Raw genomic sequence first — 14,946 nt, 5'->3', positions numbered from 1 at the left:
AATCCTCAAACCGGCGCAATCATTTTCGGCGGCGTGAAATCCGGAGCTACCAGACCACCTGATATCAGCAGTTTCGCCGCATCTTCTGGCGTCATGTCCAGCATCACGATCTTGTCTTTCGGCACGAACAGCAGGAAGCCCGCCGTCGGCACCGGCGTGGGCGGCAGGAACACGGCGACCATCTGCTGGCCCATTTCGTTGAAACGATGGGCAAGCTCGCCCTTGGCCTCGGACGCGACGAAGACCATCGCCCAGGTGCCGGATGACGGAAACTCGATCAGGCCCACCTTCTTGAAGGAGTTCGAATGCTCTTTCAGAACGGATTCGAACAGCTGCTTGATGCTTTTATAGATCGGCCGCACCAGCGGCATGCGGTTGAGGATGGATTCGCCGACGCCGACGATCCATTTGCCGATCAGGTTGTTGCCCAGAAAGCCGATGAGTGTGATGCCGATGACGGCGATCAGCAGGCCGAAACCGGGGATCGCCACATCGAAATATTGCTCCGGATCGTAACGGGCCGGAATATAGGGCTTCACCCAGCTATCCGCCCATTGCAGGAAGCTCCACACCAGCCACATGGTGATGGTGACAGGCGCAAGGATCAGAACGCCCGTGAGGAAACTGTTGCGCAGGCGGGCTGCGAATGAAATTTTTACTGGAATATCGGTCATTTACCGTTCGGAATTAAGCGTTGTCGCCATCGAAACCCGGATGAAAACCGACAATGCCGGATGGAGTTCCACCATGCAAGCGAAGAACTGTGAAATATTCGTCAGGAATCCCTTCCGCGTTCACCCCATCGACATGGCGAAAACCGAAGCGGCCATAGTAGTCCGGATCGCCCGCGACGACCACGCCGGAAGCATTCAGACGCTCCAGGGCAGCAAGCCCGTCCCGCACCAGCCTGGAGCCGACACCCTGCCCCTGCCGTTCCGGCGTTACGGAAAGCGGCGCGAGGCAGAACCACCTGGTCTCGCCGCTGGTAAGCGTCACCGGCGAAAAGCCGACATGACCGATGATGCCTTCGCTGTCCTCGGCAACCAGTGAAACGGTGAGCGCACCTGCCCTGCGCAACCGCCCGACGATGAGATGCTCCGTCTTGTCGCTGTAATCGACGTTACGGAAGGCATCTTCCGTTACGCGAGCAATCGCCTCTTCATCCGCCCGCCGCTCCGGCCGGACGATCATTCCACCGTGACCGACTTCGCCAGATTGCGCGGCTGGTCCACATCCGTGCCCATGAAGACAGCGGTGTGATAGGCAAGCAGCTGGATCGGCAGCGAGAAGACCATCGGCGCAATCAGCTCGTCGACATTGGGGAGCGTGATCGTCGCCATGGTGTCGAGCGTGGAGGCAGCAGCCCCCTTCTCATCGGTGATGAAGATGATGCGGCCGCCGCGCGCGGCGACCTCCTGCATGTTCGAAACGGTCTTTTCAAAGAAACGGTCATGCGGGGCGATGACGATAACAGGCATGTTCTCGTCGATCAGCGCGATCGGCCCATGCTTCAGCTCGCCGGCAGCATAACCTTCAGCGTGGATATAGGAGATTTCCTTGAGCTTCAAAGCACCCTCCAGCGCCAGCGGGAAGCTGGTGCCGCGGCCGAGATAAAGCACGTCCTTGAAGCGCGACAGATCGCGCGACAGCGCCTCGATCTGCGGCTGGATGAGGTTCAGCACCTTGCTCATGATGCGCGGCATCTCGATCAACTGCTGCACCAGCTCCTTTTCCTCGCCCGGCTTCAGCGTACCGCGCGCCTTGCCCGCGGCGATTGCCAAAGACGCGAGGACCGCAAGCTGACAGGTGAAAGCCTTGGTGGAGGCGACGCCGATCTCCGGGCCTGCAAGGATCGGGAAAATGGCGTCGGATTCGCGCGCGATGGTCGATTCCCGCACATTGACGATGGCGCCGATCTTGAGATCGTTTTCCTTGCAATAGCGCAGCGACGCCAGCGTATCGGCGGTCTCGCCCGATTGCGAGATGAAGAGCGCCGCCTGGGACGGCTGAAGTGGCATTTCGCGATAACGGAATTCCGAGGCGACATCGATTTCCACCGGCAAGCGTGCATAACGCTCAAACCAGTATTTACCGATCAGGCCGGAAAGATAGGCCGTCCCGCAGGCGGAAATGGCAAGGCCGGAAAGCTTGGCGAAATCAATGGCCGTGTCGGCCTGCTTCACGGTCTTGGAGGCGAAGTCCACGTAATGGCTGAGCGCATGGGAAATGACTTCCGGCTGCTCGTAGATTTCCTTTTCCATGAAGTGGCGATGGTTGCCCTTGTCGACCACATAGGCCGTCGCCTGCGATATCTGCCGCTCGCGCTTCACCGGTTTGCCGGAGAAATCGATGATCTCAGCACCCTGCCGGGTCACGATGGCGCAATCGCCATCCACCAGATAGGTGATCTCATTGGTAAACGGCGACAGCGCGATGGCATCAGACCCCAGGAACATCTCGCCCCGACCGTAACCAACGGCAAGCGGCGGGCCGGAACGCGCCGAGAGAAGCGTGCCGGGATCGTCCTTGAACATGACGACCAGCGCATAGGCACCCGTCACGCGGTTCAGCATCTTCAGCATCGCCTCGCGATGGCCGAGACCCTCGCGGGTATATTTCGCCAGAAGCTGCGCCACCACTTCGGTATCGGTCTGGGTGGTGAAGCTCGCACCCTCGGCTGTCAGCTCCTCGCGCAGTTCGGCGAAGTTTTCGATGATGCCATTGTGGACAACGGCAACGCCATCGACGAAATGCGGATGGGCATTGGTTTCGTTCGGAACACCATGCGTCGCCCAGCGCGTATGGGCGATGCCGACCACACCCGGCAGCGGCTTTTCCGAAACCAGCTTCTCGAGATTGAACAGCTTGCCTTCCGCCCGGCGGCGATCCATCGCGCCATTGTCGATGGTGGCGACACCAGCCGAATCGTAACCGCGATATTCGAGACGCTTCAGCGCATCGACAAGCCGTTCAGCAACTGGCTGGGTTCCGACAATTCCGACAATTCCGCACATATATTTCTCCAGACGGCGATCTCTTCACCGCAACGTTCAGAGTATTTTCGCATTTCCCTGAAATGCAAAAATACTCCACCTTTTTGTTCTGACGCATTTCCGGACGTAAAACCGCTGCGCACTTTTACTGGAAATGCTTTAACCGTTTCCCTGAAATCGGCAATTACGCCGCCGGTCACTTTCGGTATCGCCCGGTAACGTCTTTCAAGAGGATTTTTTCTTCGCTTCCTTCAGCGCTTTCGCCCGCTCGCGCAGGGCGACCGCCCTGCCCGGTTTCACCTCCTGGCGCGCGCGCCCGAAAACCAGCGCATCGGCAGGCACGTCATCGGTAATCACGCTGCCGGAGGCGATATAGGCCCGCTCTCCGATGGTGACGGGAGCGACCAGCGACGAATTAGAACCGATGAAGCTGTTGGCCCCGATCCGTGTTTCGGACTTGTTGTAACCGTCATAATTACAGGTGATGGCACCCGCGCCGATATTGCTGCCTGCACCCACGAAAGCATCGCCGATATAGGTCAGATGGTTGACCTTGGCGCCCTCACCGATCTCGGCCTTCTTGACCTCACAGAAATTACCGACCTTGGCGTTGGCGTGCAGGTTTGCACCCGGACGCAACCGCGCAAATGGACCGACAACCGCACCCTCGGCCAGATAAGCCCCTTCCAGATGCGAAAACGCATGAATGATCGCACCCGGCTCGATCGTCACGCCGGGACCGAAAACGACGTTGGGTTCGATCAGGACATCCTGACCGATCTTCGTATCGAAGGAAAGGAATACTGTCTCGGGCGCGACCATCGAGACGCCATCGACCATCAGCTCATGACGGCGGCGCTCCTGCCAGAGCTTCTCGATAAAGGCCAGTTCGGCACGGTTGTTGCAGCCGACCAGTTCCGTTTCGGGCGCATCGATGGCAACTGCGCGGCGGCCGAGCGAGCGGGCAATCTCGACAATGTCGGTCAGATAATATTCGCCCTTAACATTGCTGTTGCCGATGCGGTCGAGCAGATCAAGGGCGTTGCGGCCGTTGATGGCCATCAATCCGCTATTGCACCAGGTCACCTTACGCTCCGCATCGGTCGCGTCCTTCTCCTCGCGGATCGCGACAAGTTCGCCATCCTTGACCAGAAGTCGGCCGTAACCGGTCGGGCGGTCGGTATGGAAGCCGATGACGGCGACATCGGCGCCGGCGGCAATCGCCTTACGCGCCCGGTCGAGCGTTGCAGACGTGATGAGCGGGACATCGCCATAGGCAACGATGAGATCGTCAAAACCGCGTTCGATAGCTGCGCGTGCGGCAAGCACCGCATGGCCGGTGCCCTTGCGTTCCGTCTGCACGAAAGCTTCCACCTCAAGGCCCGGCAGGCTTGCGGCCGCAGCGACATTCTCGGCATCGCGCCCGACCACCAGCGCCACCGTGCTGACGCCAGATCCAGCCACCGCCCCAACCACATGGGCGATCATCGGACGCCCGGCGACCGGATGCAGCACCTTGGATTTCGACGATTTCATGCGCGTGCTGTCGCCCGCTGCGAGAATAACGGCTAGAGAGCTGCGCTCCATAAGACCTCCAACACCGCGTCACCGACCGCAGGACGGTCAGGACGGCGGCATATGTTTGACTTCACGCCGTCCGGCAAAACGAACGGGCGCATCGGTAATTTCATTCCGAAATTGCTATAACGGCGGCCCACTTAAGAAACCATGCAAATCTGCACCAAATTTCCGCACCGATTTTCATCAAACGTGATTGCAACGGTATCGCATCCCGTTCCCTCGGTCTGATTTATCGCCGTGGATTGCGGGCAGTGAATTCCAGCACCTGCTGGCGGCCGTTTTCGATCAGCCTTTCCATCTCGCGGCGCGCTGCACCGTCATCGCGCAGGCGAAACGCCTCCACGAGCCGCAGGTGCGAGGCGGACACGTCGGAAATCTCATTGGGATCGGTTTCCGGGTTGCTCATCCGGAAAATGCCCACCAGAGCCGCCTTTATCAGCGAACCGACGGTGCGCATGAACGGATTACCGGACATTTCGGTGATGAGCACATGGAAATTCATATCCGCAAGCGCGCGCTTTTCCTTGGAATAGGCCGTATTGCCCATCTCGTTGGCGTAAGCGGCGAGCTTGGCGATATCGGCGTCCTGCGCCCTGATGGCGGCGAGCCCCGCGCCATAGGGCTCGAAGGCCTGACGGATATCGTAAAGATGCAACAGAAACTCGTCGCTGACGCCAGCCTCGAAATGCCAGAGCAGCACCTCGCTGTCGAACATGTTCCAGCTTTCGCGCTCCGTCACCCGGGTGCCGATCCGCGCCTTGGGGGAAATCATACCCTTGGCGGTCAGCGTCTTCATCGCTTCGCGCAGCACTGTGCGCGATACTTTCAGGCGGTCCATCAGCTCGGCATCGCCCGGCAGGATATCACCCGTCTTGAAGACGCCGGACACAATATCGAGACCGAGCTTGTGAACGACCTGTGCATGATTTGTCCGCAGCTTTCGAAAACCGATCGCCGCATCGAGCATTCCGCGCTGCAAGTGCCATATCCTTCCGTTCGGTTGGCGATCTTGAAAAAATCGCGCCAGACGTGTGTATCTCAAGTCAGATTATAGTGAAAAACATCAAGTTGCATGAAAAGCAAAGGTAAACTTCATCCCTGCAATAAAACGCGTGAAAATAAGCAAGGCCGCACATGACATATGTGCGGCCTTGCTTCAGTAACGATGGCTAAAAAGCATTATTGCGGCAGCTTGTCGTCCACACCGGCGACGTAGAAATTGAGGCCGAGCAGAACGCCGTCCTCGGCCTTCTCACCCGCCTTCAGCCATTCCGAACCGTCCTGCTTCTTCACCGGACCGGTGAAGGGGTGCAGCTCGCCCGACTTGATCTTGGCTTCGGTGTCTTCGGCCATCTTCTTCACGTCATCAGGCATGTTGGTGTAAGGCGCCATGGTCAGGATGCCGTCCTTCAGGCCGTCCCATACCGATTCGGACTTCCAGGTACCATCGAGAAGAGCCTGCGTGCGCTTTATGTAGTAGGCTCCCCAGGTGTCCTTGATGGCGGTAAGCTGCGTCTTCGGACCGGCCGCGATCATGTCGGACGCCTGACCGAAGGCCTTGATGCCGCGTTCTGCGGCAACCTGCATCGGCGCGGTGGTGTCGGTGTGCTGGGTCAGAATATCGACGCCCTGATCGATCAGCGCCTTGGCGGCATCGGCTTCCTTGCCGGGGTCGAACCAGGTGTTGGCCCAGACGACCTTCACCTTGAAGTCGGGATTGACGGACTGCGCGCCGAGCACGAAGGCGTCGATGCCCATCACCACTTCCGGGATCGGGAAGGACGCGATGTAGCCGGCGAGACCCTTCTGCGACATCTTCGCGGCGATCTGGCCCTGAATGTAGCGGCCTTCATAGAAGCGCGAATTGTAGGTCGCGACATTTTCGGCGGTCTTGAAGCCCGTAGCATGTTCGAACTTCACCTTGGGGAACTTCTGGGCAACCTTGATGGTGGCGTCCATGAAGCCGAAGGAGGTGGTGAACACCAGTTCGCAACCCGAGCGGGCCATGCGTTCGATGGCGCGTTCGGCATCCGGACCTTCCGGAACGCTTTCGAGGAACGGCGTTTCGATCTTGTCGCCGAAATGCGCCTGCAGTTCCTGACGGCCGATATCGTGCGCCTGTGTCCAGCCGCCGTCGGTCTTTGAACCGACATAGATGAAGCAGACCTTCTTGGCGTCGGCGGCCTCAGCCGAGGAAACGACGCCGCCGAGAGCCGCAACGGAAGCGGCGAGTGCGATGACCAGTTTTTTCATTTTTACCCCTGTTGGTTTGGAGACGTGAGAATGCTTCACCTGTCCGGCACGAAGGACTTGCCAAGCGAGGCCGGTGTATTGATCAAGGTCGTGCGGCGATTATGCGAGATGATGACCAGCACGACAATAGTGGCGAGATAGGGCAGCGCCGACAGCAATTGCGACGGCACCCCGATGCCGAACGCCTGCGCATGCAATTGGCCGATGGTGACAGCGCCGAACAGATAACCGCCCGCCAGCACTCGCCATGGGCGCCACGAGGCGAAGACGACGAGCGCCAGCGCAATCCACCCGCGCCCGGCCGCCATGTTTTCCACCCATTGCGGCGTATAGACCAGCGACAGCTGCGCCCCCGCAAGCCCCGCACAGGCGCCGCCGAACATGACGGCCAGATAGCGGGTGCGGATGACATTGATGCCGAGCGCATGGGCCGAAGCGTGATTATCGCCGATGGCGCGAATTTTGAGACCCATGCGGCTTTTGAACAGAAACCAGCTGATGCCGGCGACAAGCGCGATGGAGAGGTAGAAGATCAAATCCTGCCGGAAAAGCAGCGGACCGAGGAAGGGAATGTCCGACAGCAGCGGAAAGACGATGGGCTGCAGCTTGATGCCCGGCAGGCCGACGAAACTTTCACCCAGCATGCCCGAGACGCCGAGGCCGAGAATGGTGAGCGCAAGACCCGTCGCCACCTGGTTGGTAACGAGCGTCAGCGTCAGGAAACCGAAGAGCAGCGAAAAAACCGCACCGGAGGCAATGCCGGCCAGAATGCCGAGATAGGGAGATCCGGTCATATGCGCGGCCGCGAAAGCGCAGACCGCACCCATGATCATCATGCCCTCGACACCCAGATTGAGGACGCCGGAGCGCTCCGTTACCAGCTCGCCTGAAGCGGCGATGACGAGCGGCGTGGCGGCGGTGATGACGGTGAGGAGAATGGCCTGAAGCATATCCATCATGCCGCTCCTTCTTTACGATGCGCCTTGCCGGGAAAGAACACCCTGATGCGATAGAAGATCAGCGTATCGCAGGACAGCACGAAGAACAGCATCAGCCCCTGAAACACGCGCGTCACCTTGTCCGACACACCGATTGAAAGCTGCGCCGCTTCGCCGCCGAGATAGGTCAGCGCCAGCACCAGCCCGGAAAGGATGATGCCGAGCGGATTGAGACGACCGAGAAAGGCGACGATGATGGCGGTAAAGCCGTAACCCGGCGAAATGCTGGGCTGGAGATGGCCGATGGAGCCGGAGGCTTCCGATATGCCAGCAAGCCCCGCCAGCGCGCCGGAAAGCAGCAGCGAAAACCACACCATGCGGCTCGACGAAAAACCGGCGAAACGCCCTGCCCGCGCCGATTGGCCAAGCACGGTGACTTCGAAGCCCTTCAGCATGTAGCGCATCATGAACCATAGCGCGATGGCCGCAACGATGGCGAAAACGAAACCCCAATGCGCCCGGCCCGAGGCCAGCATTTCCGGCAAAACGGCGCTGTCGTTGAAAGGCTTGGTCTGCGGGAAGTTGTAGCCGCCCGGATCGCGCCAGATGCCGCGCGTCAGCCAGTCGAGGAAAAGCTGCGCGACATAGACCAGCATCAGGCTGACGAGGATTTCGTTGGTGTTGAACTTCGTCTTCAAAAGTGCGGGAATACCCGCATAAAGCGCGCCGCCCACGGCGCCCATCACCAGCATTAAAGGCAAAAGCAGCGGCGAATGCCAATCGGGATAAAGCACCGGCAGGATGGAACCGGTGATCGCGCCGATGGTGAACTGCCCCTCCGCGCCGATGTTCCAGTTGTTGGAGCGATAACAGATCGATAGCCCGACGCCGATCAGGATCAACGGTGCGGCCTTGATCGCCAGTTCATGGAGCGACCAGACTTCCAGCAGCGGCTCGACGAAAAAGGCATAGAGCGCGTCCAACGGGTTCTTGCCGAGCATGGCGAACATGATGGCGCCGACAAGCAGCGTCAGCGTGAGCGCCAGAAGCGGCGAAAGCAGGGTGAACAGCCGGGAGACGCCTGCGCGTTTTTCAAGTTCAATGCGCATGCTGGGCGGCTCCCGAATGTGACGTGTGAATGCCGCCCATCAACAGGCCGATCTTTTCGAGCGTCATTTCCTCCACCGAATGGGTCTCTGACAGCTTGCCGTCGGAAATGACAGCGATATTGGTGGCGACTTCGAAGATCTCATCGAGATCCTGACTGATGACGATGACGGCCGAGCCCGCTTTGGCAAGGTCGACAAGCGCTTGACGGATGCGGCTCGCCGCACCCGCATCCACGCCCCAGGTCGGCTGGTTGACCACCAGCACGGCAGGCTGGCGGTCAAGCTCGCGCCCGACGATGAATTTCTGCAGATTACCGCCAGACAGCGACCCTGCGAGCGGATCGGCCCCGCTTTTGCGCACATCCATCGTTTCCGAAATGCGTCGCGCCGCAGCCCTGATGACTGAGCCACGCACGATGCGCAGGAAACCGCCGGTCAGAAACGCCTTGCGGTCGGAGCGCGCCCGCGCCAAGAGCAGATTGTCGGACAGGCTCATGCCGGGAACGGCGGCGTGGCCGTGGCGCTCTTCCGGCACAAAACCCGCGCCCATCAGCCGGCGGCCATTGATGCCGATGCGACCGACTGGCTTGCCGCGCAGGCGAATGGCGTCATTGTTATAGACCGGATATTCGCCCGAAAGCGCATCGAACAACTCACCCTGGCCGTTGCCGGCCACACCGGCAATCGCCAGCACCTCGCCGGCGCGCACCTGCATGGATATCGATTTCAGCGCCACCGCAAAAGGCGTGCGTGGCGCCACCGAGAGCCCACTGACCTCGATCTGCGGCGCGCCGAGCGTCTCGCCCGTGGCCCGCGAAACGCTTGCGACATCGCTGCCGACCATCATGCGCGCCAACGACGCTGGCGTTTCCTTGCGCGGATCGCAGGCGCCCGTCACCTTCCCATGCCGCAGGACGGTGGCACGGTCGCAGATGCGCTGCACTTCTTCGAGACGATGGCTGATATAAAGCACGGAACGGCCTTCAGCCTTCAGCTTCTCCAACGTCTCGAACAGCTTGTCGGCCTCCTGCGGCGTCAAAACCGAGGTTGGCTCATCGAGAATGATCAGGCGCGGGTTCTGTAAAAGCGCGCGGACAATTTCGATGCGCTGGCGCTCGCCGACCGAAAGATCGGCCACATGGGCATTGGGATCGAGCGGCAGGCCATAGGCGCGCGACAACGTTTCCGCTTGCCCGGCGATTTCCTTCAGTGAAATTTTCGGGTCGAGCGACAGGGCGATGTTTTCAGCCACCGTCAGCGCTTCGAAGAGCGAAAAATGCTGGAACACCATGCCGATGCCAAGCCTGCGGGCCTCGCTTGGCGAGGCGACGGAAACCGGCTGGCCCTGCCAGACAATCTCGCCTTCGCTTGGCGCGAGAACGCCGAACAGCATCTTGACGAGCGTGGATTTGCCCGCGCCGTTTTCACCCAGAAGCGCGTGGATTTCGCCCGGCGCAATATCGAGATCGATGCCGTTGCAGGCGGCGAAATTGCCGAACAGCTTGGTCAGCTTGCGAACGGACAGGAGAGGCACGGCCTCCGGCGCCAAAGTTCCAGTCACGAGTTCCCTCTCTCACCGACCGCCGCGCCTTCTTCGAAGCGTTTCCAACGATCGTGGTCATTGTTCCCAATCGGACGCCAATGCGTATGCAATCTCATCCAATCAAGACTTATTGATAACGGTTTTGCTGCTGCGCACAACTGAAAAAGAAGCCGCTTAAATGCAATTTGCACAAGCAATAAACGGCTTTACCCGTTCTTACTTTGCGCCGAGCGAGGGGAAAAACTGCAATATTCCACCGATGCAATAAAGATAGAGGCCACTTGCCACAAAGCCGATCACGGCCCAGCTCGGGGTTTCGAAGTGCATCAGCAGCGAATAACCGCCAAGCGCGCACCAGATGAAGACCACGGCGAGATTGAGCGGCCGCAATCGCTTCACCCGCACCGGATGCAGGAAGTTGATCGGCAGGAATGTCAAAAACACCGAAACGGTAACGACAACCATTGCCGTCGTGGCGCTGGCGTCCATGACGAACAGGGTGAACACCACCATATTCCACACCACCGGAAAGCCGGAGAAGAAATACTCGTCCGTCTTCATGCCCATGTCGGCGTAATAAATGGCGCTCGACACCACGATCATGCCGGCGGCCACGAAGGACAGCGGCTCGCCGATCATGCCCTTCTGATAAAGCGCAAAGGCGGGCAACAGCACATAGGTGACATAGTCGATGATATTATCGAGCGTATCACCGGACCAGTTGGGCAGCACTTCCTTCACCCTGACCTTGCGGGCGATGGGACCGTCGATGCCATCCACCAGCAGCGCAAGCCCCAGCCACCAGAACATATCGACGAAGCGGTGTTCGGCTGCGGCGACAACACCGAGAAAAGCCAGAAACGAGCCGGAGGCCGTGAGCATGTGGACGGAAAAGGCGCGGATTTCCGCGTAGGGAACACGCTTATAGTTGAAAATTTTCATGGTCAGCGTCTGCGCCCCGTTTTTCATCCGCCCTGTTTGTTCCGGTATGCGGCCATTCACCACGCTTTGCAACCGGCTCAATCCGCTTATCCTAGGACTAATATAGCGGCACAACTAACGAATCTTCGCAACCGGATGTTCCGGGACCGAAGTGGATTTACCCAACCGAAGCCTTTATGATGGTTTGGAAATAACAACGGATCACGACCATGAGACACTTCGATATCGCCATCACCGGTGCGGGACTTGCGGGGCAGATCGCGGCCATCGCGCTGGCGCGGGCGGGCCGCCACGTGGCGCTCATCGCACCTTCCAGCGACAGGAAGGACCAGCGCACCACCGCGCTGATGGACCAGTCCATCCGTTTCATGGACCGCCTTGGCCTCTGGTCGCGCATCGCGCCTTCGGCCGCACGCCTTTCCACCATGCAGATCATCGATGGCACCGACCGCCTGCTGCGTGCACCCAACGTGCAGTTCCGTTCCTCCGAAATCGGGCTTGACGCCTTTGGCTGGAACATCCCCAACGAGGCGCTGCTCGGCGTCCTGAGCGAAGCGGTCGAGCAGGAACACAATATTTCCCGCCTCGACACGTCCGCCGAGACAATCGACATCGGCAACGACCGCATGACGGTGACCCTTGCGAATGGCGAAACGCTCTCCGCCGATTTCCTCATCGGCGCGGATGGTCGCAAATCCATGGTGCGGGATGCAGCCGGCATCGGCGTCAAATCCTGGTCCTATCCGCAGACCGCCATTGTTTTGAACTTTGGCCATAGCCGGCCGCACGGCAATGTCTCGACGGAGTTCCACACACCCACCGGGCCTTTCACACAGGTTCCCTTGCCCGGCGACCGCTCCAGCCTCGTCTGGGTCGTTACCCCGCAGCAGGCGGAAGAGTTGACGGCGCTGCCGCTGGAGACGCTCAGCCTGCGCGTCGAGGAGCGCATGCAATCCATGCTGGGAGCGGTCACCGTCGAGGACAGCGTTCAGGCCTGGCCGCTTTCTTCCATGACTGCGCACCGCTTCGGCAAGGGCCGCGTCGCCCTGATCGGCGAGGCAGCGCACGGTTTTCCGCCCATCGGCGCGCAGGGGCTGAACCTCAGCCTGCGCGACATCATCGCGCTGACGGAATTGCTGAGCGCCGTCTCCGACTGGCCGATTGCGGCCGACGCCGGCGATAGATTCGACCGCAAGCGGCGAGCGGATGTCTATAGCCGCACGCTGAGCGTCGATCTCCTGAACCGCTCGCTGCTTTCCGATCTCCTGCCGGTACAGATGGCGCGCGCGGCGGGACTGCACGTGCTTTCCGGCATCGGCACGCTTAGAAGCATGGTCATGCGCGAAGGCATCGAGCCGGGTCGCGGGCTGAAGGCCCTGCCCTCGCTGCTGTTCGGCAGCTTCAAAAAGGCTGGATGAAATAAACCACGCCGGTCAGCGTGAAGACAGACAGAACCGTCGAAATCAGGATCGTCGCAGACGCCCTCTCCTGCCATACGTGATATTGCTGGCCGATGACGAAGACATTCGTCGCGGTCGGCAGCGCGGCCAAAAGCACGGCTGAATAGATCCACACCGGCTCGAACCGCCCGAGCGACGACAGCACGAGATAGGCGGCGAGCGGATGCAGGATCAGCTTTGCCGGCACGATATAGCTGATTTCCACCGGCACACGTTTCATTGGCCGAAGCGCCAGCGTCACGCCCATGGCAAACAGTGCGCAGGGCGCCGCCGATTGCGCCAGATAATCCACCAGCCGCTGCACCGCCTCCGGCGGCTGCCACGACAGCGATGCGGCCAGAAAGCCGGCGATGACGGAGACGATGAAGGGATGGGTAATGACCTTGCGCGCCACATCCAGCGCAAGCCTTGGCGGGGAACGCTTGTCGCCGCCGGCAACCGCCATCATCGCCGGGGCGACGATGAAATGGGCGGCATTTTCAAGGCAGACGATCAACGCCACCGGCACCGCCGCCTTCTCGCCAAGCGCCAGAAGCGCTAGGCCCGGCCCCATATAACCGATATTGCCGTAGCTGGCCGCGAAACTCTGGATCGTGGTTTCGGAAAGGCTGTTTTTCCGTACGAATCGGCCGATCAGGAACACTGCCAGGAAAACACCATAGGTGCAGGCGAGACTGGCCGCGACGAAATCCATCCGCGCCAGCTCTTCCACCGGTGTTTTAGACACAAGCTTGAAAAACAGCGCCGGCAGCGCCGCATAGATGATGAAAGTGTTCAGCCAGCCCATCGCCTCGACCGGCTGCTTCGTGATGCGCGCCGCACCGTAGCCGATGAAGATCAGGCCGAAAAACGGCAACAGCAATCCGACGATATCCGTCACTATATTTCCCCCGCAAGCAACTCAAGCGGGAGGCTTAACCGATTTGCATCAGGATCGGAAAGGTCTCCTGGAACCAGATCGCCACATTGGTGATAAAACCGGACATGAAAGCGAGACCGGTCAGCACCAGCAACACGCCCAGCAGCTTTTCCACGAGCCCAAGATGGCGGCGGAAGCGGACGAGGAAACGCATGAAGGAGCCGGAAAACGCCGCCGCGATCCAGAACGGCACCGCAAGGCCAAGAGAATAGACCGCAAGCAGCGCCGCACCGTCGCCAACCGTATCGCGTGCGGCGGCGACGCCGAGAATAGCCCCCAGAACCGGACCGATGCAGGGCGTCCAGCCGAAAGCGAAGGCAAGGCCCATGACATAGGCCCCGGACAGCGTGGCCGGCTTGCCCGCGCCTTGAAACCGCGCCTCGCGCGAAAACAGGCCGATTCGGAACACGCCGAGGAAATTCAGCCCCATCAGAATGATGATGAAACCACCGACCTTGGCGAGAATATCCAGATTCTGACGCAGGAGCGTACCGATCGTCGAGGCGCCTGCCCCAAGCGCCACGAAGACCGTGGCGAAACCGAGCGTGAAGAAGAAGGCTGAAAACAGCACGGCCCTGCGAATCTCCGGCCGCGGCGCGGTATCTTCCGTCCTGAACTGCTCGACCGAAACACCCGCCATATAACAGAGATAAGGCGGCACCAGCGGCAGGACGCAGGGCGACAGAAACGAAAGAGCGCCGGCCAGAAGCGCGCTGAACAGGGAAATATCGGCAATCGACAACAAAGAACTCCGCATCCCGCAAAGCCGCCGCGATTCTCAAGCTGCGCCGCCGCTTCACGCTTCATTTTCGTGCATGTCATTGCTGCAAAAGGATTTCACCCGTCCAGCCGACATGTCTGAAGCCGGTTTTATCCCCAGCCGCCCCCTGTCTCCAATCACCTTTTCGGGGGTGCGACAAAAAAAACCGGATTGATTGTCGAAACCGCTTTTTTTGGGTTGACCGAACGGATCGCTCTACCTATGTTCCGCGCACTTCCGAAGGGCAACCAAGCCCCGACACGGGAGAGCGTAGCTCAGCCGGTAGAGCAACTGACTTTTAATCAGTAGGTCCAGGGTTCGAATCCCTGCGCTCTCACCACCTCAAATCTGTCCAGACCGGAGACATAGGTAACAGTTTGTACCTAAGACATAGGTGACAATCTCGTGCCGAACGGATTGTCGATTGTTTGCAGCGTTCTCTGTTCCA

The 14,946-nt window shown here is 59.9% G+C and carries 14 protein-coding genes and 1 tRNA gene; 2 read left to right on the top strand and 13 right to left on the bottom strand.

What is annotated here, in order from left to right:
* Nucleotides 1-5: 5 nt before the first annotated feature.
* The 11 genes from PL597_RS12795 to pcsA form a co-directional block, all read right to left on the bottom strand.
* Nucleotides 6-674, bottom strand: coding sequence for a DUF502 domain-containing protein (locus tag PL597_RS12795; protein ID WP_077982070.1), 669 nt, complete (start codon nt 672-674; stop codon nt 6-8).
* Nucleotides 675-687: 13 nt separating this feature from the next.
* Nucleotides 688-1,191 (bottom strand): GNAT family N-acetyltransferase, encoded by a 504-nt coding sequence (locus PL597_RS12790; protein WP_142912346.1) that lies wholly within the window; start codon nt 1,189-1,191, stop codon nt 688-690.
* Nucleotides 1,188-3,014, bottom strand: a complete 1,827-nt coding sequence (glmS, locus tag PL597_RS12785; protein ID WP_077982068.1) for a glutamine--fructose-6-phosphate transaminase (isomerizing) — start codon at nt 3,012-3,014, stop codon at nt 1,188-1,190. The genes PL597_RS12790 and glmS overlap by 4 nt, the downstream gene beginning before the upstream one ends.
* The gene (locus tag PL597_RS12780; protein WP_269825155.1) at nt 2,951-3,193 is read right to left on the bottom strand and encodes a hypothetical protein; all 243 of its coding nucleotides are present in this window, start codon (nt 3,191-3,193) and stop codon (nt 2,951-2,953) included. Before PL597_RS12780 ends, glmS begins: the two co-directional genes overlap by 64 nt.
* Before the next feature lie 25 nt (nt 3,194-3,218).
* Entirely contained in the window at nt 3,219-4,580 is a 1,362-nt protein-coding gene (glmU, locus tag PL597_RS12775; RefSeq protein ID WP_271365299.1) for a bifunctional UDP-N-acetylglucosamine diphosphorylase/glucosamine-1-phosphate N-acetyltransferase GlmU, read from the bottom strand.
* Nucleotides 4,581-4,803: 223 nt separating this feature from the next.
* Complete coding sequence (locus tag PL597_RS12770) at nt 4,804-5,541, bottom strand: FadR/GntR family transcriptional regulator (RefSeq protein ID WP_271365372.1); 738 nt, start codon at nt 5,539-5,541, stop codon at nt 4,804-4,806.
* Between the two features lie 212 nt (nt 5,542-5,753).
* Nucleotides 5,754-6,827 (bottom strand): BMP family ABC transporter substrate-binding protein, encoded by a 1,074-nt coding sequence (locus tag PL597_RS12765; protein ID WP_077982065.1) that lies wholly within the window; start codon nt 6,825-6,827, stop codon nt 5,754-5,756.
* A 35-nt stretch (nt 6,828-6,862) separates the two neighbouring features.
* On the bottom strand, nt 6,863-7,783 hold the full coding sequence (locus PL597_RS12760; RefSeq protein ID WP_165691193.1) for an ABC transporter permease: 921 nt from the start codon (nt 7,781-7,783) through the stop codon (nt 6,863-6,865).
* On the bottom strand, nt 7,783-8,874 hold the full coding sequence (locus PL597_RS12755; protein WP_077982063.1) for an ABC transporter permease: 1,092 nt from the start codon (nt 8,872-8,874) through the stop codon (nt 7,783-7,785). The genes PL597_RS12760 and PL597_RS12755 overlap by 1 nt, the downstream gene beginning before the upstream one ends.
* Nucleotides 8,864-10,423, bottom strand: coding sequence for an ABC transporter ATP-binding protein (locus PL597_RS12750; RefSeq protein ID WP_165691192.1), 1,560 nt, complete (start codon nt 10,421-10,423; stop codon nt 8,864-8,866). Before PL597_RS12750 ends, PL597_RS12755 begins: the two co-directional genes overlap by 11 nt.
* A gap of 210 nt (nt 10,424-10,633) precedes the next feature.
* On the bottom strand, nt 10,634-11,359 hold the full coding sequence (pcsA, locus tag PL597_RS12745) for a phosphatidylcholine synthase (protein WP_080792861.1): 726 nt from the start codon (nt 11,357-11,359) through the stop codon (nt 10,634-10,636).
* A gap of 209 nt (nt 11,360-11,568) precedes the next feature.
* Between pcsA and PL597_RS12740 the strand changes: the two genes are divergently transcribed.
* Complete coding sequence (locus tag PL597_RS12740; RefSeq protein ID WP_271365298.1) at nt 11,569-12,777, top strand: UbiH/UbiF family hydroxylase; 1,209 nt, start codon at nt 11,569-11,571, stop codon at nt 12,775-12,777.
* On the opposite strand, the gene PL597_RS12735 is transcribed toward PL597_RS12740, so the two are convergent.
* Nucleotides 12,761-13,699 (bottom strand): AEC family transporter, encoded by a 939-nt coding sequence (locus tag PL597_RS12735; RefSeq protein ID WP_077982060.1) that lies wholly within the window; start codon nt 13,697-13,699, stop codon nt 12,761-12,763. The two genes, PL597_RS12740 and PL597_RS12735, sit on opposite strands and share 17 nt — an antisense overlap.
* A 34-nt stretch (nt 13,700-13,733) precedes the next feature.
* A complete protein-coding gene (locus PL597_RS12730; RefSeq protein ID WP_089153212.1) occupies nt 13,734-14,480 on the bottom strand; it encodes a cytochrome c biogenesis CcdA family protein in 747 nt (248 codons plus the stop codon).
* A gap of 282 nt (nt 14,481-14,762) precedes the next feature.
* On the opposite strand from PL597_RS12730, the gene PL597_RS12725 reads away from it, so the two are divergent.
* Nucleotides 14,763-14,838 (top strand) — tRNA-Lys (locus tag PL597_RS12725).
* Nucleotides 14,839-14,946 lie beyond the last annotated feature (108 nt).

The sequence above is a fragment of the Agrobacterium sp. ST15.13.013 genome (assembly GCF_027956525.1).
In the GTDB taxonomy this organism is placed as follows: Bacteria; Pseudomonadota; Alphaproteobacteria; order Rhizobiales; family Rhizobiaceae; genus Agrobacterium; species Agrobacterium salinitolerans.
Note: the sequence above shows the minus strand (reverse complement) of the source record. Positions and strands in the feature narration are given on the sequence as shown.